This window comes from Streptomyces sp. NPDC090442 (genome assembly GCF_044769405.1).
GTDB lineage: Bacteria > Actinomycetota > Actinomycetes > Streptomycetales > Streptomycetaceae > Streptomyces.
This window is the reverse complement of record NZ_JBIVXW010000005.1, coordinates 88,113-108,223: the sequence shown is the minus strand read 5'-3', so window position 1 is coordinate 108,223 and position 20,111 is coordinate 88,113. Positions and strand designations below refer to the sequence as shown.

Below are 20,111 nucleotides of genomic sequence, written 5' to 3'. Positions count from 1 at the left end.
TCGGGAACTCCCACCGGGATTCCGGCAGGAAGCGAAGGGACAGCGACGAGCGCGGCGGACACCGACCTCGGCGACGACGGGCGCCCTGTGCACCGAGGGCACCCGCAGGGCGGGTACTTGGTCGGCGAACCCAAGATCACTGCGTTGCGCGGGTTCACCTGCACCGTGCGCACCGGGCCGTACGTCCGACCGCCGTCGTATGACACCCGGAGAGTCATGCGCCCGGTCATGAGCGCACGTCGTTAAGGCCGAACGCCCGCCGGAACTCCAGCCCCCGCACTACGTCGTAGCGCACCCGCTCTTCGTTTCGCTCGGTCGCTGTCATGGGGGAAATCATTGACCCGGAAAGCGGCGGCTGTGTAGTTCTTTCCCGTCATTGACTAAAGATCATGAACGGCAGGCAGTAGCCCACTCTGTCAACAAGGCTCGCGCTTCCCCCGCGAACAGCGCATAACTCTCCAGCGTGGAGAACAGTTCCAAATGCATTTCAATGTCGCGCGGGTCTCTTAGGATCACGACACCTGTCGTGTTCTCCACAGTGGCCAAGGCGTTGTCGTAGACAGTGAAGGTGTCCATCGGAGCCATGGGTTTGTGTCCCGCGATTGGGATAACGCCGAGCTTCACATTCGGCAGGTGGGTTAGCGAGGCCAGCCGGTCAATCTGCATAGCCATCGCAGCCGGAGGTAGGAGTGGCCATCTCACAGCCTGCTCAGTGAGAATGAAAGTGAACCGCTTCTTCGTATCGTAAAGAACCTCCTGCCGCTCCAGTTTCCTCGCGATAGTCTTAGTGACATCGGCTGGAGAATGGGCAAGACTGGCCCGGATGTACTCGGGGGTGGACAGCAGTCCTGTAATCATCGAGAGCAGGAAGAAGCGGAACTCGACAGACGAGGATTCAAGCGCTGCAAGCTCAGTCTGTTTCTTCTCCAGGCCCCTACGCCGCAGCGAGCGAAGGTCTTGCCATTCAGTGTTGGCCAGCCTCGCGAGGGCAATGACCTCCTCGATGACCTCGGGTGGAGCCACGACGGCCCGGAGGATTCTCTCCAGGTCCAGCAGGCTCGGCTGGGCTTTCCCATTCTCGATCCGGCTGATCTTCGATTGGGACATGTTGCAACGCCGAGCGAGCCGGTCCCCAGTGAGGCCGGCTCGCTTGCGTAGTTCTTTCAGCAGGGCAGCAAGTTCCTGTTTTGGCTGCCCAAGCTGTTCAGGATCGAACGTCACCCGCTGCTCACGTACTCCAGGAACGGAACGGATTCGGCAACGGCAATTCGTTTCCACTGCCGGTACAGGTCCGGGTCACCCTCGCACAGTTCCCGGTTGATCTGCGTCCCGTCTCCCCGGTAGTTCATCAGGACCACTTTGGACTCGTCGAACATCCAGAAATCCTGGTCCGGCAGCCCGGGGTTCTCCCGGTCGGTGAGGTCGAGAATGCGAATGTCCTCGCCCGCCTTCACATGGTGCCGGTAGTAGTACTCGAACTCGAACCGAAGATAGTCCGAGAGCGGCCGGGTTACGATGTGCACCCGACCGACGCTCTTTCCTTCCGAGGCCCACTGCCGAACCTCGTCCATCCAGGCCGAGTTGTAGTCGTCCGGGGACTTTTCCCCGGCAAGGAAGCGCTTCAGCTTCTCCGCTTCCTGGGGCATGGTGTAGACGGGCAGTGTCTCCAGCCGCCACGCCTCACGCTCCATGGAATCGAAGCAGTCATTCCACGCGTCACCATCCAAGTGCACGGATTGCCTCCCTGAGAACCGCCTCCGGGATTTCCACAAGCCCTTCCCCGGCGGGCGGGGTGAAGGCGTCGGACACATCACCCTGCACGACGAAGGATCCCGTGGCCGTGCGGTACACGTTCGGGCAGTCCTTCTCACCACACTCGCCGTTGCCGTTGCCCGTGAGCCGGGTGAGTGCCGAACGCTCGGACATGCCAAACCCCCTTGCTCTGGCCCTGGTTGGGCCGCCTATCCAGCGACGTTAGAGGGGGCAGCGCTCAGCGTCTATGCGAGAACGCGACTATGCGTGTTCTCGCATAAACAGGTGCGGCGGTAGGGACACGATCGAGGGTGAGGAAGCGGAGCGGCAGGGCGCCGGGGCTGACTGGGGACCCCGTCCTAGCTGCTCAGGCTGGACACACGTTCCCGACTACCGGCACAATCGATCGCCGTCGGTGTCGGAGAACCACCAGATCCAGGCGCCGTCGGGCGAGAGGGTGCCGTCCGTCGTGCCGTGCGGGCGGTCGGTGGCCTGCCGTTGGGTGCCGGTGGCGCGGTCCCAGGTGTAGAGCTCGAAGGTGCCGGTGGCGTTCGAGACGAACAGGGAGCGGTCGGGGGCGTACTCCGCCCACTCGGGCAGCCCGATCCGCGGTGCGCGGAAGCGCTTCTCCCAGTCCGGCACGCCGGCCGTCGTCGCGTCGGCGACTTCCTGCATTTCCTTGGCGTCGGTGGAAGAGGAGGCGGCGGGGGGCGGGGCGGCGGGGGTGTGGCCGGGGCCTGTGGTCTCGTCAGTCATGGGGCCATTCTGCGCCCGGCCGCGGAAATCGCGTTGGCGAGGCCGGCGGGCTGTGGATAACTTCGGCCCATGGCAGATCAGATGGGGCCCGACGACTGGCGCGAGGCGAATCGCGCGCGGTGGGACGAGCGCGTTCCGCTCCACACCGCCAGCGATTTCTACGACCAGGACGCATTCCGGCGGACCCGCGACGTGATCCGGGACTTCGAGGTCGAGGAGGTCGGGGACGTCACGGGCCGCAGCCTGCTCCATCTCCAGTGCCACTTCGGCCAGGACACCCTGTCGTGGGCGCACCGCGGCGCGGCCCGCGTCGTGGGCCTGGACTTCTCCGAGCCGGCCGTCGAGGCGGCCCGCGAGCTGGCCGCCGAACTCGGCTACGGCCCGGACCGGGCGGCGTTCGTCACCGCCGACGTCTACGACGCCGCCGAGGCGGTGCCGGACCCCGCCTACGACATCGTCTACACCGGAATAGGGGCGGTGAACTGGCTGCCGGATCTGGTCGGTTGGGCCGAGACCGCCGCGTCCCTCGTCGCGCCCGGCGGATTCCTCTATCTCGCCGAATTCCACCCGCTGGGCGACGTGCTGGACGAGGAGACCGGCTCGCGGGTGGAGCACGACTATTTCCGCCGCGAGGCGTGGGACGAGGAAACCCCCGGCAGTTACACGGATTTCGAGGCGCACACGGTCCATAACCGGGGCGTCGAATGGCAGCACTCCCTGGGGGACGTCGTCAGCGCGTTGGCGGGGGCCGGGCTGCGCCTCGATTTCCTGCACGAGCACGACATGACGCTGTTCCCGCGCTTCGGGGCGTTGCGGCGGGGCGAGGACGGCTACTACCGCTTTCCGCAGGACCGGCCCCGTATTCCGCTGATGTATTCGCTGAAGGCGACGAAACCGGCCTGAGGGGCGGGGCGGTGGGCCGGCCGGCCAGGGCTGGCGGAATCGCTGCGCCCCGGCCCGGCTAGTGTGGCGGACGACCGGTCGGTTTCGGCCAACGGTGCTCAGTCACGCCGGCCGCGCCAGCCGCGCCGGTTGTGCCGACCAGACCGACCGAGCCGGCCAGTCAGGCCGCGTCGACCGCGGCGCTCGTCCCAACGGGCCGGTCAAAACGGCCGGTTCGGCCGCCCCGGCTCGGGGTGGGCCTCGGGAGGGCGGCGCGCGTGCCGCCCGGGGACGGGATGGACGATGGTGCGACGGGGGATTGCGGTGCGGAGACGTGGGCGGACGGCTGGTGCCGTGGGCGCGGGCGTGCTGATGCTGCTGGCCGTGGGATGCGGCGGGCCGGCCGAAGACGGGGCGAAGCCGGGGGCGTCGCCCGCGGTCACGCCCGCCGAACCGCTGCCGATGGAGTCCGCGGCCCGCGCCGCCACGTGGACCGGCAGCGACCACACGGCGCACCCGCTGAAGCTGAAGCCCACCCGCCTGGCCCTCGGCCACCCAACGGACTTCGCGCACATCCGGCTCGACGACAACCTCCGCGGGACGGTCCCGTACTACCTGACCGTCTCGTACACCAACACCGGCAAGGGCACGGTGAGCGGGCTGGACCCGGAGCGGAACTTCTCCCTCAACGGGGTGGACGGGCAGGCCGGTCAGCAGCTCTCGCTGTTCCGCAGCAACCCGTTGGCCACCGACAACGGGCTGCCGCCGGAGTGCCGGGAGCCCGGCAAGACCCAGTTGGCGGCCGGTGAGACCTCCGTGTTCTGCCAGATCATCATGCTCCCCAAGGGGCAGAAGCCGGGGAACGTCTCCTACCAGGACGACGGCGGCGACACCCTGCTCTGGCAGATCGGCGGCGCCCAGAAGGGCGCGACCGGCGTGCTGCCCGCCCACCAGCCCGCCGACGCGGTCACCACGGACAGCGAGCGCCGCACGGCGACGGTCCTGGCCACCCCGAAGACCGTCCGCACCGGCTCGCTCGCCGACCTGAGCCGCTTCGACCTGAGCGCGGACCAGAAGAAGCAGGTCCCGTACTACGTGACGGTCACGTACCGGAACACCGGGAAGTACGACCTGCTGCCGGACCTCAACGACAGCCTGGTGCTGAAGGGCGTCAGCGGTACGCAGGCGCGGAAGATGCTGCTGCTGGACATCGGCGGCCCCGGGGTGTCGCAGTGCCCCGAGGCGGTACCGCACAAGATGGTCAAGCCGGGCGCCACGGTGACCGAGTGCACCCTCCACATGCTGCCCAAGGGGGACCCGCCGGCCTCGCTGACCTTCCTGGGGAGCGGGGACGGCGCGCCCTCGGTGACCTGGCGGGCGCCGGCCGACGACGGGAAGTAGGGGCGACGGCCGGAGACCCGGGGGCGGGCCTCCGGCGCCCGGCGCCTACGGAGCGGCCGTGGCTCCGCGCCGTTCCAGCAGTGGCGCGAAGTCCGGATCGCGGCCGACCACCGCGCGGAACGCCGCCATCGGGTCGACGCTGTTGCCCCGGCTGAGCAGTTCCCGGCGGAAGACCTCGCCGCTCTCGCGGATCGTCCGGCCGTTCTCGCGGAACCAGCGCACGGTGTCCGCGTCCAGCACCTCCGCCCAGCGGTAGCCGTAGTAGCCGGCCGCGTAGCCGCCGCCGAAGACATGGGCGAAGTAGCCGGTCCGGTAGCGCGGGGGGATCGCCGGGTGTGCCAGGCCGTGCCGCTTGAGCGCGGCCGCCTCGAACGCCTCCGCGCCGTCCGCGCCGGGCAGTTGGTCGGCGGGCACGGTGTGCCAGGCCCAGTCCAGGACGGCGGCGGCCAGGTGCTCGACGCTGTCGAAGCCCTCGCCGAATCGTTCCGCCTCGCGGAGCCTGGTCGGCAGTTCGGGCGGCATCGGCGCCCCGGTGCGATGATGCCGGGCATAACGGGCCAGCACCTCCGGCCACTCTGCCCACATCTCGTTCACCTGCGAGGGGAACTCGACGAAGTCGCGCGGCACTTCGGTGCCGGCCAGCAGCGGATAGCGGACGTCGGAGAACAGGCCGTGCAGCGCGTGCCCGAACTCGTGGAAGAGCGTGGTGACCTCGCTCCAGTTCAGGAGCACGGGCTCACCCGGTGCCGGCTTGGCGATGTTCAGGTTGTTGACCACCACGGGGCGCTGCCCCAACAGGTGGGACTGGAGGACCAGTTCGTTCATCCAGGCGCCGCCGCGCTTGGACTCCCGGGCGTGGAAGTCGCCGACGTACAGGCCGAGGGGGCCGCCGTCGGCGTCGTGCACCTCGAAGACCCGGGCGTCCGGGTGGTAGGCGGTCAGGTCGGTGCGCTCGGTGAAGGTGATCCCGTACACCAGGGTGGCGGCGTGGAAGACGCCGTCCCGGAGGACGGCCTCCAGCTCCAAATAGGGGCGCAGCGCGGCCGCGTCGAGGTCGTAGCGCTGCCGGCGGACCCGCTCCGCGTAGAACGGCCAGTCCGCGGCCCGGACCTCCCCCGTGCCGGCGGCCTCGGCCAGCGCCGCGGCCTCCCGCTCGGCGTTGGCCAGCGCGGGCCCGATCAGCCTGTCGAACATCTCCTCCACCGCGCCGGTCGTCCCGGCGGTCTGGTCGGCGACCTGCCAGGACGCGTGATCGGGGTGGCCGAGCAGGGCCGCCCGCTCCGCCCGTAGCCGGGCGATGGTGACCGCGACGGCCCCGTTGGCGCCGCGGCCCCGCCCACTGGACGCGGCCAACAGGCGCTCCCGCAGCGCGGGGTCCTCCAGGGCGGCGAGCTGCGGCTGGCTGGTGAAGTTCAACAGGCTGAGCACATAGCCGCCGTCACGCCCCAGGGCCCGGGCGTTCTCGGCGGCGGTGGCGATCTCGTCGTCGGGCAGCCCGGCCAACTCCTCGGCCCGGTCCACCACCAGCGCCGCGGCCGCGGTGTCGGCCCGCAGGTTCCGCCGGAACTCGGTGCACAGGCGGGCGATCTCGGCGTTCAGCTCCCGCAGCCGCTGCTGCTGCGCCGGGCCGAGCCGCGCCCCGGCCCGCACCCGCGCCGTGTACAGGCGCTCCAGCAGCCGCAGTTGCTCCCCGTCCAGCCCGAGCCCGGCCCGCGCCCCGTGGAGGGCCTCCAGGCGGGCGAAGAGGGCGGGATCGAGCAGCAGGGCGTCCTCGTGGGCCGCCAGCCGCGGGACGATCTCGGCCTCCAACTCCTGGGTGGCCGCGTCGGTATCGGCGTTCGCCTTGTTGAAGAACACCGCGGACACCCGGCACAGCACCGCGCCGCTGCGCTCCAGCGCCTCCGCGGTGTTCTCGAACGTCGGCGGCCCGGGTGCGGCCCCGATGGCGGCCACCTCGGCCAGCTGCTCGGCGATGCCCCGTTCGAAGGCGGGCCGGAAGTGCTCGTGGCGGATACGGGCGAAGGGCGGTAGCCCGTAGGGAAGCTCACTCGTGGAGAAGAAGGGGTTCGGGGGCGCGGGGTCCGGGTGCCGCCCCGCCGCGTCCGAAGCCGTCGCGGACCCCGCGCCCGCCCCCGGCTCCGGAGCCGTCGCTGCACTCGGACTCGTCTCGGAACTCTTCGCAGAAGTCACGGAGACCGACCCTACGCGCGAACGCCGCCGGATGGCCCGGCGCGTGCCCGGGCCGACCGGCCGGTGTCGGACACCGCGGCGCGGGACGCCCCGGCGGGCGCCCGGGGCCGTGCGGGCGGGGCCTGCCCCCGGGGCGCGGGCGCCGCGCGGCACACGAAAACGCCCGATCGCTGGCGACGGGGGATGCACCAGCGATCGGGCTGTGATCAAGCGTAGCAAGGCTGCCGGCCCAACGGGAGTCAACTGGCCGATTGCACGGCAGAGTTGTGACCGGCGTCACGCGCCTTGGGTGGCGAGCGGCGTCCGGAGGCCCGCCCGCTCACCCGCCGCACGGCGGGGCGTACGCGAGCTGCGGCAGGTACTCCTTCCATTTCTCCGGCGTCAGCACGCCCCGGGTGGTCGCGCAGATGCGGCGGATCGCCCCCTCGGTGTCCAGGTCCCACAGCCGGACCGTCCCGGCACCGCTGGACACTCCCAGCAGGTGGCTGGTCGGGCTGAACGACAGGAAGTTGCCCGTCTTGGCGTTGGGGCTCGTCGACTGCCCGATCGGCTTCGCGGCAGACGGGAGCGCGACGTTCCAGAACCGCACGGTGTTGTCGTTGCCGCCGCTCGCCAGGGTGTGGCCGTCCTTGCTGAACGTCAGCGATGCCACCGCCTCGGTGTGGCCCGTGAGGGGAGCACCGAACCGGCGCGCCCTACCGGGGTCGGTGGTGTTCCACAGCCTGACCGTCTCGTCGTCGCTGCCGCTGGCCAGAGTGTGGCCGTCGGGGCTGAACGCGAGCGCGCTGACCGGCCCCAGGTGCCCCGTCAGGGGCGCGCCGAGCTGGGTGGCGTGCCGCGGGTCGGCGGTGTTCCACAGTCGGATGGTGGCGTCCGCGCTGCCGGTGGCCAGGGTGTGGCCGTCCGGGCTGAAGGCGAGCGCGTTGACGTAGCCCTTGTGACCGGTGAGGAGCGGGCCGAGGGGGCGGATGCGGGACGGTGAACTGACGTCCCACAACTGGACGGTGTAGTCGTCGTAGGCGGTCGCCAGGGTCCGGCCGTCCGGGCTGTAGGCGAGCGCCGAGGGGCCGGAGAACCGGATCCGCAGCGGCAGCGCCGGCCCGTAGGGGACCGGGTGCGCCGGGTCGGCGACGTTCCACAACTGCACCGCGGGGGAGGGGGCGCCGGTCCGCACCGCGAGGGTGCGGCCGTCGGGGGAGTACGCCAGCGCGTGCACCATGCTGTCCGCGGGTTGGAACGGCTCGCCCACCGGGACGGGCCGGCTGGGCGTCGTCACGTTCCACAGCCGGACCTTCTTGTCCTTGGCGGCCGTGGCCAGCACCCGCCCGTCCGGACGGAACGCGCCGGCCTGGCCGACCATGTTGGACGTCGGGATCGACCACAGGCGCACCTTGCTGTCGCCGCTCCCGGTGGCGAGGGTGTGCCCGTCGGGGCTGAAGCCCACGGCGTACATCTCGCCGCTGCTGCCCGCCAGGCGCTCGCCGACCTGCGACGGGTACGCCGGATCGCTGACGTTCCACAGGCTCGCGGTGCTGTCCGCGCTGCCGGCGGCGAGCATGTTCCCGTCCGGGCTGAAGGCCACCGACCACAGGGGGCCGGTGTGGCCGGTGAGCGGCGGGCCCAGGGGCGCCGGATGGCCCGGATCGGCCGTGTTCCAGAGCCGGATGGTGTTGTCCGCGCTGCCGCTGGCGAGGGTCCGGCCGTCGGGGCTGAACGCCACCGAGTGCACGGTCGCGGTGTGACCGGTCAACACCGGACCGACCCGTTCCGGCGCCCGCCGGTCGGTCATGTCCCACAGCCTGATCGTGGCGTCGTCGGCGCCGACCGCCAGCGTGTGGCCGTCGGGGCTGAACGCCACCGACCGCACGGCCGCGGAGGGGCCGGTCAGGGTGCGGTACGAGGTCGGCCGGCGCGGGTCGGACACGTCCCACAGCCGGACCGTGCGGTCCTCGTCGGCGGCGGCCAGGGTGTGGCCGTCCGGGCTGAAGGCGAGCAGGTAGACCGTACCGTCGTGGCCGGTCACGGGTGCCCCGATCGGGCGCGGGTGGCCGGGGTCGCGGACGTCCCACAGGCGGATCGTGCCGTCGTCCGAGGCGCTGGCCAGGGTGCGCCCGTCGGGGCTGAAGACGGCGGTGCTCACCCAACTGGTGTGGCCGGTCAGCGGCTTGCCCAGGGGGCGGGGGCGGGTCGGGTCGGACACGTCCCACAGCCGGACCGTCCGGTCGTAGCTGGCGGTGGCCAGCACCCGCCCGTTCGGGCTGAACGAGGTGAGGTAGACCGCGCCGGTGTGGCCCAGCAGGGGCGTGGCCAGCGGCGCGTTGACGATCGAGGCCAGCCGGTTGTTGGTGCCCTCGTCCTGTGGTCGCAAATGGTGTGCAACCAGATCGAGTTGGGCGGAAAGGGATGGGTCGGTGTACTGGGCGCGGTCGGCTTCGGCCAGCACCTGCTGGAAGACGGTGTCGTCCCGCTGCTGCCAGGCGACCACCGCCGAGCCGATGGCCAACAGCGCCATGACGACCAGGGCGGCCACCGCGCCGCGGCGCAGCCGGACGGTGCGCTTGCGCAGCCGCACCGAGGCGGCCAGGAACTCCACCGCGCTACGGGTCAGGAAGGTGTCCCCGGCCGACTGAGCCCAGGCGCGGGCCTGTTCCAACCGGGAGCCCCGGTACAGCAGCGACGGATCGCGCTGCGAGCCCTCCCAGGCCCGGCCGTCCTCCTCCAGCCGCTGGCGCAGCAGATTGCCGTTGCGGTCCTCGTCGATCCAGTCCCGCAGCCGCGGCCAGGCGTGCAGCAGCGCCTCGTGGGTGATCTCCACGGCCTCCGCGTCGAGCGTCACCAAACGGGCGTGGACGAGCGCTTCGAGCGACTCCTCCGTCTTGTTGGGGTCCGTCGACTCCTGCGCCAGCTGGCGCCGCGTCCCCCGCCTACGGGTGGCCTGGGTGTCCTCGCCGAGCCGGACCAGCCGGAGCAGCAGCAGCCGGGCGGCGGTGCGCGCCGTCGGGTCGAGGCCGGTCCAGGCCCGCTCGGCGGTCGCCGCCACCGCGCCCTGTATGCCGCCCGCCGCGCGGTAGCCGGCCAACGTCAACCGGCCCGCCTTCCGCCGCTGCCAGGTGGCGAGCAGGGCGTGCGAGAGCAGCGGCAGCACCCCCGCGTCGTGCGCCCCACCGGGGCCGTCGGTGCTCACCTCCCGGACGATCAACTCCGCCAGCCCCGGCTCCAGCTCCAGCCCCACCGCCTTGGCCGGTCCGGTCACCGCCTCCCGCAACTCCGCGGTGGACAGCGGGCCGAGCACCATGTGCCGGTGCTGGAGCGCGTCGGCCAGTTCGGGATGGCCCAGGCACTGCTCGTAGAAGTCGGCGCGGATCCCCACGATGACGAGGACGGGTGCGGGGTCGGCCGGATCGGCGGGGGTGCAGGCGGCGTTGAGGAGCTGGATGAAGACGCGCCGGTCCGCCTCGTCGGCGCAGAGGGTGAACGCCTCCTCGAACTGGTCCACGATCAGCACCGGCCGGCCGGCGGCGGAGGTCCGCGGCTTCGCCCACGCCGCGACGGCCGCCCGCACCGCCTCCGGGTCGGGCCCCGCGCCGGGCTGCTCCGCCGCCGCGTCCCGGGCGGCCGCGACGACGGGCCCGAGCTCGGATATCCGACCGGCCAGCTCGCCGAGCGGATCGCCGCCCGGCACGAGTTGCACCACCTCCCGCTCCGGGCCGTCGCCCGCGCCCGGGTCGCCGTTCCGCAGCGCCGGCACCAGTCCCGCGTTCAGCAGCGAGGACTTGCCCGCCCCCGAGGCGCCCACGAGCATCACCACGCCACCAGTCCCCTCCGCCGCGCCCAACTGCGCGACGAGGGCCTCGGTACTGCGCTCGCGACCGAAGAACCACCGGGCGTCCTGCCGCCGGTACGAAGCCAGCCCCCGGTAGGGGCAGACGCCGGTGACGGCCGGCGGCTCGGTCGGGGCGCGCTCCTCGGGGGGCGCGGCGGCCGCGGCGCGCTCGGCGACCGGGTCGGCGACCGCGCGCTCCCACAGCCGCTGCCACTGGACCAGGTCGTACAGGCCGGGGGACACCGGCGCCGGCCGCAGCCGCCGCGCCTGCGGGATCAACACCTGGAGCACCGCCGCCAACGCGGCGAACTGGGCCGGCACGTTCTTCGCCCGCCGCCAGTCGCTGATCCGCTGCACCGACACCCGCACGGGCCGCCCTCGTTCGTCGACCCGCTGGAGCCGGACGACCGCCTCCGCCACCTTCTTCAGGGGAGGGTTGCCGGCCTCCCTGTAGAGCAGCGCGAGGCGTTCCGCGAAGGTCGTGCGTGCCCCTGAGTCGGAACTCAAGGTCTCCACCCCTTACTTCCCCCGCTTAGGACATCCGGACCGGAAAACTCACCTTAGCCGCCTGACCTGCGAGGAAGACCCCCGCCCGACTCCGGAACCTCCTCGCCCGGAGCCGTAGCTGGCAGGATCACCACGCAGCGGCACAGCAACCGGGTCCTACCCGGACAAGCCGCCGGTACAGCGCTCGGAGACACCTCTCTTGACGCCCGTCGACCGCAGGTCCCGCCCTGCGATCCGCCGCTCCGGCGCGGGTCGACGCCCGAGTGCCGTTCGGGACCGGTCCCCACGAGGGGAGGGACCGGTCTCGAACGGCCCGGGCCGCTCGCCGTCCCGCCGAGACGCTTCGGCTCTCCCGCCTTCTCCGCATCGTGCGCACCCTGTGCATCTTCCGTGCCGACGAACGCCCCTGAGCGCCCGTCAACGCCCGCGCCCCGACGAGGCCCAGCACCGGCCGCCCGACACCGGGCACCCCGCATGAGGCGCCTCGCATCAGGCGCCTTGCATCAGAAAATGCGTCAGGCCCGGTTTTCGTTTCCGAAAACCGGGCCTGACGTGCTACTTCTCAGTCGGGGTGGCGGGATTTGAACCCACGACCTCTTCGTCCCGAACGAAGCGCGCTGCCAAGCTGCGCTACACCCCGAAGCAACGAGCTCTACTTTAGCGGACTGATCCCCGTAGGTGAAATCCGGTTTCGGTCGGTGGTGGAAACCGCTCTGACCTGGGGTTTTGTGAGGCTGGCGGGGAGGGTGTGAGGGGCGGGGGAGCGGTGGTGGGGATGACTGGAGGGGGCAAAGTGATCGAGGTCACCACGGATTCGGGTGTTCGGGGTGGGACGGGCGGTCGTGGCGCTCCCGCGAACGGCTCGGCGCCCGGTCCCCGAGGTGAGGGGCCGGGCGCCGAGCCGTTCGCGGGAGCGGGGTCAGTCCCGTGCGGTCAGGGTCAGGAGGGTGGCCTCCGGGGGGCAGGCGAAGCGGACCGGGGTGTAGCGGTTGGTGCCGCAGCCGGCGGAGACGTGGAGGTAGGAGGTGCGGCCGTCGGCGGTGTGGGCGGAGAGGCCCTTGGCGCGCCGGGTGTCGATGTCGCAGTTGGTGACGAGGGCGCCGTAGAAGGGGACGCAGAGCTGGCCGCCGTGGGTGTGGCCGGCGAGGATCAGCGGATAGCCGTCGGCGGTGAAGGCGTCCAGGGAGCGCAGGTACGGGGCGTGGACGACGGCCAGCGAGAGGTCGGCGCCGGTCTCCGGGCCGCCGGCGACCTCGGCGTAGCGGTCGCGCTTGATGTGCGGGTCGTCCAGGCCGGTCAGCGCGATCTCGGCGCCGTCCAGCTTGAGGTGGCCGCGGGCGTTGGAGAGGTTGACCCAGCCGGCCTGGTCGAAGGCGTCGCGGAGGTCCTCCCACGGGTTGTGGACGACGCCGACGGCCGGGGCGTTGCCGTTGAGGCCGTGCCGGCCCTGGGCCTTTTCGAGGAGGTAGCGGGCGGGGTTCCGCAGCCGGGGGCCGTAGTAGTCGTTGGAGCCGAAGACGTAGGCGCCGGGGAACTCCATCAGGGGGCCGAGCGCGTCCAGGGCCTCCGGGACGCCGTCGGGGTCGGAGAGGTTGTCGCCGGTGTTGACGACGAAGTCGGGGCGGAGCCCGGCGAGCGACTGGAGCCAGCGCTGTTTCTTGCGCTGCCCGCTGACCATGTGGATGTCGGAGACCTGCAGGACGCGCAACGGCCGCATGCCACGGGGCAGTACGGGCACGGTGACGCGTCGCAGGCGGAAGGAGCGGACTTCGAAGCCGGCGGCGTAGGCCACTCCGGCCGCGCCGACCGCGGCAATGGACAGGGGGACTCCGTATCGCGCGCGCATGGGTCCATGGTCGCAGAGTGGGGGTGACCCGGGGGAGGGGTGATCTTGGTGGGCCGCGCGCTTCCGGTGGGGCGCGGGCGGGAAAAGGCGCGGCGGTTGTCGGTGGGTGGGGGCATACTCGACGGCATGACCACGCTCAAGGCCAAGCTCAAGGACGACCTCACCACCGCGATCAAGGCGCGTGACGAGCTGCGTTCCTCCACCCTCCGTCTGACGCTGACCGCGATCCAGAAGGAGGAGGTGGCGGGCAGCGAGGCGCGCGAGCTGTCCGACGGCGAGGTCGAGAAGATCATCGCGCGGGAGGCGAAGAAGCGCCGCGAGGCCGCCGAGGCGTTCGACAAGGGCGGCCGCGCCGAGCAGGCCGAGCGGGAGCGGGCCGAGGGCGAGCTGCTCGCCGCCTACCTGCCCAAGCCGCTGACCGACGGCGAGTTGGAGGAGCTGGTCGCCGAGGCGGTCGCGGAGGCCACCGGCGCCGGGGCCGAGGGCCCGAAGGCGATGGGCGCCGTGATGAAGATCGTCAACCCGAAGGTGGCGGGCCGGGCCGACGGCAGCCGGGTCGCCGCGATGGTGAAGAAGCTGCTCGCCGGCTGACGCGAGGCGGTGGGCTGGCGGCGCGGCCGTCCGCCCGGCCGGTGCGGACACCGGCGAACGCGGAAGGGGCGCCCTCGGCAGGAGGGCGCCCCTTCTTCTCGTTCCGGGACCGCGGTGCGGACGGGGCCGCGACCGGACGGCCGGCTCAGTCGGTCACCAACCGCCGTCCCCGCCGCCCAGGATGTCCGGGAAGCCGGGGATGTGCCAACCGCCGCCGGGCTTGTCGCCATTGCCGGGCTTGGGTGGCTTGGGGGTGTGCGGCTTGCCCTTGTTGGCGTCGTCGCCCTTGCCCTTCGGGTCGCCGATCGGGACCGTCGGCAGGGCCGGGGCCGGGCGGCCGTCCAGCGCGCCGGACATCATGTCGCGCCAGATGGGGCCGGGGGTGTCGGCGCCGTAGACCTTGTCGTGGGAGACGCCGCCGATGGTGATGTTGTACATCTGGCGCTGGTGGCGGGGGTCGCCGACCCAGACGGCGCCGGCCGCGTTCGGCGTGTAGCCGACGAACCAGGCGGCGTAGCGGCTGTCCGTGGTGCCCGTCTTGCCGGCGCTGTCACGGCCCTTGAGGCCGGCCTGCTTGCCGGTGCCGTCCTCGACGACGCCCTTGAGGAGGGTGTTGACGGTGTCCGCGGTCTTCTTCGACATCGCGCTGTGGCAGCTCGACTTGGGGACGTTCAGCGCCTTGCCCTGCGCGTCGGTGATCGACTCGATGGCGACGGGCGAGCAGTAGGTGCCCTCGTCGGCGAAGGTGGCGTACGCCGCGGCCATGTTCAGCGGGGACATCTCCTGGCCGCCCAGCGCCATGGAGGGAACCTGCTTCAGCGGCTTGCCGTCGGCCCGTTGGAGCCCCAACTTCTGGGCCATCGTGACCGCGGGGCAGATGCCCATGTCGCTGATCAGCTGCACGTAGTAGGTGTTGACCGACTTCGCGGTCGCCTCCTTCATGTCGTACGGGCCGACTTCCTTGGGGTCCTCGTTGTTGACGGTGTCGTTGCCGCTCCAGGTGCCGGTGCAGGTCTGGACCGGCTTCGGGTACGCCATCTTGAACGGCGAGGAGTACTGCTGGTCCGGGCCGATGCCCTGCTCCAGGGCGGCCGCCGCGATGATCGGCTTGAACGTCGAGCCGGGCTGGTAGCCGGCGCCGCCGCCCATCTTGCGGTTCACCGAGAGGTTGATCTGGGTCTGGTTGGTGCCGAAGCCGTACGGGCGGGACTGGCCCATGCCGAGGATCTTGCCGGTGCCCGGCTGGACGACGGCGCCGGCGCCGGCGACCGGGTCGTCCGCGTAGACGTGCCGGCTCAGCGACGCCTGGATCGCCTTCTGGGTCTGCCGGTCCAGCGTGGTGCGGATGGTCAGGCCGCCCTGCATCCAGCGCTGCGAACGGACCTCCCGGGTCGCGCCGAACGCCTTGTCGTTGAGCAGGACTTCGCGCACGTAGTCGCAGAAGAAGCCGGCGCCGTCGGTGGCGGTGATGCAGCCGTTCTGCGGGCGGCTGATCTTCAGCCTGATCGGCCGGGCGGCCGCGGCGTCGGCCTCGGACCGGCTGATGGCCTTGAGGTCGGCCATCCGCTTCAGGACGGTGTTGCGCCGGGCGGTCGCCGCCTGCGGGTGGTTGACCGGGTCGTAGCGCGTGGGCGACTGGACGATGCCGGCGAGCAGCGCCGCCTCCTCCACGCTCAGGTCCCTGGCGTGCTTGCTGAAGTAGCGCTGGGCGGCGGCCTCGACGCCGTACGCCTGCTCGCCGAAGAAGGTGATGTTGAGGTAGTTCTGGAGGATCTTGCGCTTGCCGAGCTTCTCCTCCAACTTGATCGCGTACTTCAGCTCCTTGACCTTGCGGCCGAGGGTCTGCTGGGTGGCCTGGGCGACCTTGTCCGGGTCGTCGCCGGCCTCCTCGATGAAGACGTTCTTCACGTACTGCTGGGTCAGTGTGGACGCGCCCTGGGAGACGCCGCCGGACTGCGCGTTCTTGTTGACCGCGCGCGCGATGCCCTTCAGGTCGATGGCGCCGTGCTGGTAGAAGCGGGCGTCCTCGATGGCCACGATCGCCTTCTGGATGTACGGCGACATGTCCTTGAGGGCGACGACGGTGCGGTCGCGGGAGTAGACCGACGCGATCTCGCCGCCGTCGGCGTCGAGGATGGTGGTGCGCTGACTGAGCGGCGGGGTCTTGAGGTTGGCCGGAATGTCGTCGAAGCCCTCGACGGACGTCTTGGCCACGAGGCCGAGTGCCCCGGCGGCCGGCAGCGCGATCCCGGCGAGCACGGCTCCCGCCAGGACGCTGACACCCAGGAACTTCGCGGCCTGTTGGGTCCTTGACCGACCCCCGCCCTCGCGCTTCTTAGCCATGAGGGAAGCCTACGTTCTCATTTCGCCGGACAGGGGCGCACCTGTTCGTTTAGCCTGTTCCCATCTGCCGCAGCGGAACGGTTACACCTCAGTTCGTCAACCCTCACCCCCGACACGGGCACCGTCCCAGATGCCCGTTGTGCGCCAGAAATCCCCTGCCATCACAGCGAAGTGTCCCGCTTGGGAGGGAAGCGACGTATGTCGCACGGTCACTCCGTTGGGTGATCTGCCGCGTACGCATAGTCCGTTCGGGCCATTCAAGATTGGGCCCGAAGGGGGTGTTGCGCCTTGCTTGCCTTCCGTAACGTCCTCAACTGGCAACGGTGAATATGCCGTTAGCCGCCGTGGGGGAGCCTCGATTCGGGAGAGGACGGCGCCAGCATGGGCTGGGTAACCGACTGGAGTGCACAGGCAGCCTGCCGCACTACCGATCCGGATGAACTGTTCGTGCAAGGGGCGGCGCAGAACCGCGCCAAGGCGGTGTGTACCGGGTGTCCGGTGCGCACGGAGTGCCTGGCCGACGCCCTGGACAACCGGGTGGAGTTCGGAGTGTGGGGTGGGATGACGGAACGCGAGCGGAGGGCGCTGCTGCGCCGCCGCCCGACGGTGACGTCCTGGCGCCGGCTGTTGGAGACGGCGCGGACGGAATACGAGCGCAGCACGGGCCTGTTGCCCGTGGAGTGCTCGGACGACGCCTTCGACGACGCGTACGCGGCGGTCGGGTAGCGCCCGCCGCCCGACCGGCGACGGGCCCAACGAGGGCCGCTCGTCGGTCAGTCGACGACCGCGTCCGGCCGCAGCGCCAGGCGGTCGCCGATCGCGCGCAGGCCCGCGAGGTCGTGGACGTCGCCGGGCAGTGCGGCGACCTCCGCCACCGGCACCTCGGGGTGCAGCGCGGTGAAGCGGTCGCGGGTGCGTCGCTCGCGGGCCAGGACCTGCATGCGTTCGGCGTGCAGGCGCAGTAGCCCGGCGGCGAGCCCGGCCGCCGAGGCCGGAGGGGGTGCCGGGTGCTCCGCCGCGGCGGCGGGGGAGGGACCGCCGGGCGTACCTGCTCCAGTCTTCCCGCCGGCGAGATCCACAATGCCGTCCGCGTCAAGATTTTCCGGGGCCGGTGAAGTGGCGTGGTGAGGGCGGGAGTTGGTGGCCTCCTCCGGGCGCTCCGGAGGCGCGGGATCCGCCAAGTCCGCTGCGTCCGCCGGGTTGTTGGTGTCCGCCGGGTCGTTGGTGTCCGTCGGTCCGTCGGCGTCCTCCGGCGCGGGGTCGGCGAAGTCCTCCGTCAGCGCCTCCGCTGCGGCCAGCGCGCGCTCGGCGCTGAGTTGGGCCGCGCCGCTGCCGTGGACGCGGTTGAGCACCAGCCCGGCCAGCGGCATCTGCTCGGCCGCCAGCCGCTCGACGAAGTACGCCGCCTCGCGCAGCGCGTCCCGCTCCGGCGCGGCGACCACCAGGAACGCCGTGCCGGGCGCCTGGAGCAGGCGGTAGGTGGCGTCCGCGCGGGTCCGGAAGCCGCCGAACATGGTGTCCATCGCGGCCACGAACGTCTGGACGTCGCGCAGGAGTTGGCCGCCCATCAGCTTGCTGAGGGTGCCCGTCATCATCGACATGCCGACGTTGAGGAACTTCATGCCGGCCCGCCCGCCGACCTTCGCCGGCGCCATCAGGACCCGGATGAACTTGCCGTCCAGGAAGGAGCCCAGCCGCTTGGGCGCGTCCAGGAAGTCCAGCGCGGAGCGGCTCGGCGGGGTGTCCACGACGATCAGGTCCCACTCGTCGCCGGCGCGGAGCTGGCCCAGCTTCTCCATCGCCATGTACTCCTGCGTGCCGGCGAAACCGGCCGACAGGGACTGGTAGAAGGGGTTCTCCAGGATGGCGCGGGCCCGCTCGGCGTCCGCGTGGCCCTCGACGATCTCGTCGAAGGTGCGCTTCATGTCCAGCATCATCGCGTGGAGTTCGCCGCCGGCGGCCTCGTCGACGCCCTTGACCTGGCGGGGGACGTTGTCGAGCTCGGAGATGCCCATCGACTGCGCCAGGCGGCGGGCCGGGTCGATGGTCAGCACCACGACCTTGCGGCCGCGCTCGGCGGCGCGCACGCCCAGCGCCGCGGCGGTGGTGGTCTTGCCGACGCCGCCGGAGCCGCAGCACACCACGATGCGGGTGCCCGGGTCGTCGATCAGGGCGTCGACCTCCAGCCCGGGGGCCGAGGCGTCCAGCGTCGTTACGTCCGAGGTCATATGGGCCCCTGTTTCCGCAGGTCTCTGGCCAGGCCGTAGAGCCCGGCGAGGTCCACTCCCTCGGGGAGCAGCCCCAACTCGTAGGTGGGCAGGCCGAGATCGGTCAGCGCGGCGTGCTGGGCGCGCTCCAGCTCGACCCGCTCGGCGTGCTCGCGGGCCTGCTCCAGCAGGGGGTCGATCAGGCGCTCGGCCAGGCCCCCGCGGCGGGCGCCGCCCAGGCCGGCCTGGGAGAGCGCCTTGGCGATGCCGGCCCGGGCGCCGCGGGCGGCGACCTCCAGATCGCCGTTGTCCAACAGGGCGGGGCGGGTCATGTTGATGACCACGCCGCCCACCGGGATACCGGCCTCGCGCAGCTCGGCGATGCCGTCGGCGGTCTCCTGGACGGGCATCTCCTCCAGGAGCGTCACCAGGTGCACCGCCGTCTCGGGGGACTTCAGGACCCGCATCACGGCCTGCGCCTGATTGTGGATCGGACCGATCTTGGCCAGGCCGGCGACCTCGTCGTTGACGTTGAGGAAGCGGGTGACGCGGCCGGTGGGCGGGGCGTCCATCACGACCGCGTCATAGACGAACGCGCCGCTCTTGTCCTTGCGGCGGACGGCCTCGCACGCCTTGCCGGTCAGCAGGACGTCCCGCAGGCCGGGGGCGATGGTGGTGGCGAAGTCGATCGCGCCCAGCTTCTTCAGCGCCCGGCCGGCGCCGCCGAGCTTGTAGAACATCTGGAGGTAGTCCAGCAGGGCACGCTCGGCGTCGATGGCCAGGGCGTGCACCTCACCGCCACCGGGGGCCACCGCGATCTTGCGTTCCTCGTAGGGAAGCGCTTCGGTCTCGAACAGCTGGGCAATGCCCTGCCGGCCCTCGACCTCGACCAGGAGGGTACGACGCCCCTCGGTGGCCAGGGCGAGGGCAAGTGCAGCGGCGACCGTGGTCTTGCCGGTGCCGCCCTTGCCGCTGACGACATGGAGCCTGCTCACGGCTAGGAGCCTAACCAGTCCGCGTCCGGCTCACGCACGGGATACGCCTGGGAGCACCCGGAGATCCGCTCGCGGGCGGTCGGGGACGGGGTCGGGGATGCCCCCTAGGGGTCGCGGGCCCAGGGCGCCCGGCGCAGGCATTACGCTCGGCCCATGACGAAGTGGGAATACGCGACTGTGCCGCTCCTCGTGCACGCGACGAAGCAGATTCTGGACACCTGGGGCGAGGACGGCTGGGAGCTGGTCCAGGTCGTGCCGGGCCCGAACAACCCCGAGCAGCTGGTGGCCTACCTGAAGCGGGAGAAGCCGTGAGCGTCGTTGAGGACAGGATCGCGTCGCTCGGCCTGAAGCTGCCGGAGGTCGTGCCGCCGCTGGCCACCTACCAGCCCGCGGTGCGCTCCGGCTCGTACGTCTTCACGTCCGGCCAGTTGCCCATGGTGGACGGCGCGCTGCCGGCCACCGGCAAGGTCGGTGCCGAGGTCTCCCCCGAGCAGGCCAAGGAGCTCGCCGCGACCTGCGCGCTGAACGCGCTGGCCGCCGTGAGGTCCGTCGTCGGTGACCTCGACAAGATCGTCCGGGTCGTGAAGGTCGTCGGATTCGTCGCCTCCGCGCCGGAGTTCACCGGCCAGCCGGGCGTCGTCAACGGCGCCAGCGAGCTGCTTGGCGAGATCCTCGGCGAGAAGGGCGTGCACGCCCGCTCCGCGGTCGGCGTGGCGGTGCTGCCGATCGACGCGCCCGTCGAGGTCGAGATCCAGGTCGAGATCGCCGACTGACGTCGCGCACGCGGTGCGCTCGCGCCCGGGGTGGGCCCGCTGTCC

Annotated in this window: 15 protein-coding genes, 1 tRNA gene and 1 pseudogene; 6 read left to right on the top strand and 11 right to left on the bottom strand. The window is 71.5% G+C overall.

Translation table 11 applies throughout. The annotated features are described in order from the left end of the window. Positions 1-387: 387 nt before the first annotated feature. The 4 genes and pseudogenes from ACIQU6_RS05990 to ACIQU6_RS05975 all read right to left on the bottom strand — a co-directional run. A complete protein-coding gene (locus tag ACIQU6_RS05990) occupies positions 388-1,221 on the bottom strand; it encodes a helix-turn-helix domain-containing protein (RefSeq protein WP_403480407.1) in 834 nt (277 codons plus the stop codon). Next, complete coding sequence (locus ACIQU6_RS05985) at positions 1,218-1,733, bottom strand: DUF6879 family protein (protein ID WP_403480406.1); 516 nt, start codon at positions 1,731-1,733, stop codon at positions 1,218-1,220. The genes ACIQU6_RS05990 and ACIQU6_RS05985 overlap by 4 nt, the downstream gene beginning before the upstream one ends. Then, the gene (locus tag ACIQU6_RS05980) at positions 1,717-1,926 is read right to left on the bottom strand and encodes a hypothetical protein (RefSeq protein ID WP_301487753.1); all 210 of its coding nucleotides are present in this window, start codon (positions 1,924-1,926) and stop codon (positions 1,717-1,719) included. The genes ACIQU6_RS05985 and ACIQU6_RS05980 overlap by 17 nt, the downstream gene beginning before the upstream one ends. Positions 1,927-2,157: 231 nt before the next feature. Further along, a pseudogene (locus tag ACIQU6_RS05975) lies at positions 2,158-2,427 on the bottom strand (TolB family protein); the annotation flags it as partial. A gap of 150 nt (positions 2,428-2,577) precedes the next feature. Here ACIQU6_RS05975 and ACIQU6_RS05970 point away from each other — a divergent pair. Both ACIQU6_RS05970 and ACIQU6_RS05965 read left to right on the top strand, forming a co-directional pair. Beyond that, positions 2,578-3,411 (top strand): class I SAM-dependent methyltransferase, encoded by an 834-nt coding sequence (locus ACIQU6_RS05970; protein WP_403480405.1) that lies wholly within the window; start codon positions 2,578-2,580, stop codon positions 3,409-3,411. A gap of 333 nt (positions 3,412-3,744) precedes the next feature. Next, positions 3,745-4,791: a hypothetical protein gene (locus ACIQU6_RS05965; protein ID WP_403480404.1), complete on the top strand. Its 1,047-nt coding sequence runs from the start codon at positions 3,745-3,747 to the stop codon at positions 4,789-4,791. A gap of 45 nt (positions 4,792-4,836) precedes the next feature. Here the strand turns inward: ACIQU6_RS05965 and ACIQU6_RS05960 are convergent, their stop codons facing one another. From ACIQU6_RS05960 to ACIQU6_RS05945, 4 genes are all read right to left on the bottom strand, one after another. After that, on the bottom strand, positions 4,837-6,981 hold the full coding sequence (locus tag ACIQU6_RS05960) for a M3 family metallopeptidase (protein ID WP_403480403.1): 2,145 nt from the start codon (positions 6,979-6,981) through the stop codon (positions 4,837-4,839). 319 nt (positions 6,982-7,300) lie between these two features. Next, on the bottom strand, positions 7,301-11,320 hold the full coding sequence (locus ACIQU6_RS05955) for an AAA family ATPase (RefSeq protein ID WP_403480402.1): 4,020 nt from the start codon (positions 11,318-11,320) through the stop codon (positions 7,301-7,303). 557 nt (positions 11,321-11,877) lie between these two features. Continuing rightward, positions 11,878-11,951 (bottom strand) — tRNA-Pro (locus ACIQU6_RS05950). 279 nt (positions 11,952-12,230) lie between these two features. Beyond that, positions 12,231-13,157 carry a metallophosphoesterase gene (locus ACIQU6_RS05945; RefSeq protein WP_403480401.1) on the bottom strand — a complete coding sequence of 309 codons (927 nt, stop codon included), beginning with the start codon at positions 13,155-13,157 and terminating at the stop codon, positions 12,231-12,233. Positions 13,158-13,283: 126 nt separating this feature from the next. Between ACIQU6_RS05945 and ACIQU6_RS05940 the strand changes: the two genes are divergently transcribed. Further along, on the top strand, positions 13,284-13,748 hold the full coding sequence (locus ACIQU6_RS05940; RefSeq protein ID WP_403480400.1) for a GatB/YqeY domain-containing protein: 465 nt from the start codon (positions 13,284-13,286) through the stop codon (positions 13,746-13,748). 153 nt (positions 13,749-13,901) lie between these two features. Here ACIQU6_RS05940 and ACIQU6_RS05935 read toward each other — a convergent pair whose 3' ends face one another. After that, positions 13,902-16,091, bottom strand: coding sequence for a transglycosylase domain-containing protein (locus ACIQU6_RS05935; RefSeq protein WP_403480399.1), 2,190 nt, complete (start codon positions 16,089-16,091; stop codon positions 13,902-13,904). A gap of 381 nt (positions 16,092-16,472) precedes the next feature. Here ACIQU6_RS05935 and ACIQU6_RS05930 point away from each other — a divergent pair, with 381 nt between their 5' ends. Then, the gene (locus tag ACIQU6_RS05930; RefSeq protein ID WP_274914384.1) at positions 16,473-16,817 is read left to right on the top strand and encodes a WhiB family transcriptional regulator; all 345 of its coding nucleotides are present in this window, start codon (positions 16,473-16,475) and stop codon (positions 16,815-16,817) included. Between the two features lie 47 nt (positions 16,818-16,864). Here the strand turns inward: ACIQU6_RS05930 and ACIQU6_RS05925 are convergent, their stop codons facing one another. Next, positions 16,865-18,319: an ArsA family ATPase gene (locus tag ACIQU6_RS05925; RefSeq protein WP_403480398.1), complete on the bottom strand. Its 1,455-nt coding sequence runs from the start codon at positions 18,317-18,319 to the stop codon at positions 16,865-16,867. Next, positions 18,316-19,293, bottom strand: a complete 978-nt coding sequence (locus tag ACIQU6_RS05920) for an ArsA family ATPase (RefSeq protein WP_403480397.1) — start codon at positions 19,291-19,293, stop codon at positions 18,316-18,318. The genes ACIQU6_RS05925 and ACIQU6_RS05920 overlap by 4 nt, the downstream gene beginning before the upstream one ends. Positions 19,294-19,446: 153 nt before the next feature. Here ACIQU6_RS05920 and ACIQU6_RS05915 point away from each other — a divergent pair, with 153 nt between their 5' ends. Together ACIQU6_RS05915 and ACIQU6_RS05910 are read left to right on the top strand one after the other, a co-directional pair. Next, entirely contained in the window at positions 19,447-19,605 is a 159-nt protein-coding gene (locus ACIQU6_RS05915) for a DUF4177 domain-containing protein (RefSeq protein WP_019992579.1), read from the top strand. Next, the gene (locus tag ACIQU6_RS05910) at positions 19,602-20,066 is read left to right on the top strand and encodes a RidA family protein (RefSeq protein WP_403480396.1); all 465 of its coding nucleotides are present in this window, start codon (positions 19,602-19,604) and stop codon (positions 20,064-20,066) included. The genes ACIQU6_RS05915 and ACIQU6_RS05910 overlap by 4 nt, the downstream gene beginning before the upstream one ends. The last annotated feature ends 45 nt before the right edge of the window (positions 20,067-20,111 follow it).

Bases quoted from the DNA above. Each gene is read 5' to 3' on its own strand.
- ACIQU6_RS05980 (WP_301487753.1), bottom strand. From the start codon at position 1,926: ATGTCCGAGCGTTCGGCACTCACCCGGCTCACGGGCAACGGCAACGGC.
- ACIQU6_RS05970 (WP_403480405.1), top strand. From the start codon at position 2,578: ATGGCAGATCAGATGGGGCCCGACGACTGGCGCGAGGCGAATCGCGCG.
- ACIQU6_RS05945 (WP_403480401.1), bottom strand. From the start codon at position 13,157: ATGCGCGCGCGATACGGAGTCCCCCTGTCCATTGCCGCGGTCGGCGCG.
- ACIQU6_RS05940 (WP_403480400.1), top strand. From the start codon at position 13,284: ATGACCACGCTCAAGGCCAAGCTCAAGGACGACCTCACCACCGCGATC.
- ACIQU6_RS05935 (WP_403480399.1), bottom strand. From the start codon at position 16,091: ATGGCTAAGAAGCGCGAGGGCGGGGGTCGGTCAAGGACCCAACAGGCC.
- ACIQU6_RS05930 (WP_274914384.1), top strand. From the start codon at position 16,473: ATGGGCTGGGTAACCGACTGGAGTGCACAGGCAGCCTGCCGCACTACC.
- ACIQU6_RS05925 (WP_403480398.1), bottom strand. From the start codon at position 18,319: ATGACCTCGGACGTAACGACGCTGGACGCCTCGGCCCCCGGGCTGGAG.
- ACIQU6_RS05915 (WP_019992579.1), top strand. From the start codon at position 19,447: ATGACGAAGTGGGAATACGCGACTGTGCCGCTCCTCGTGCACGCGACG.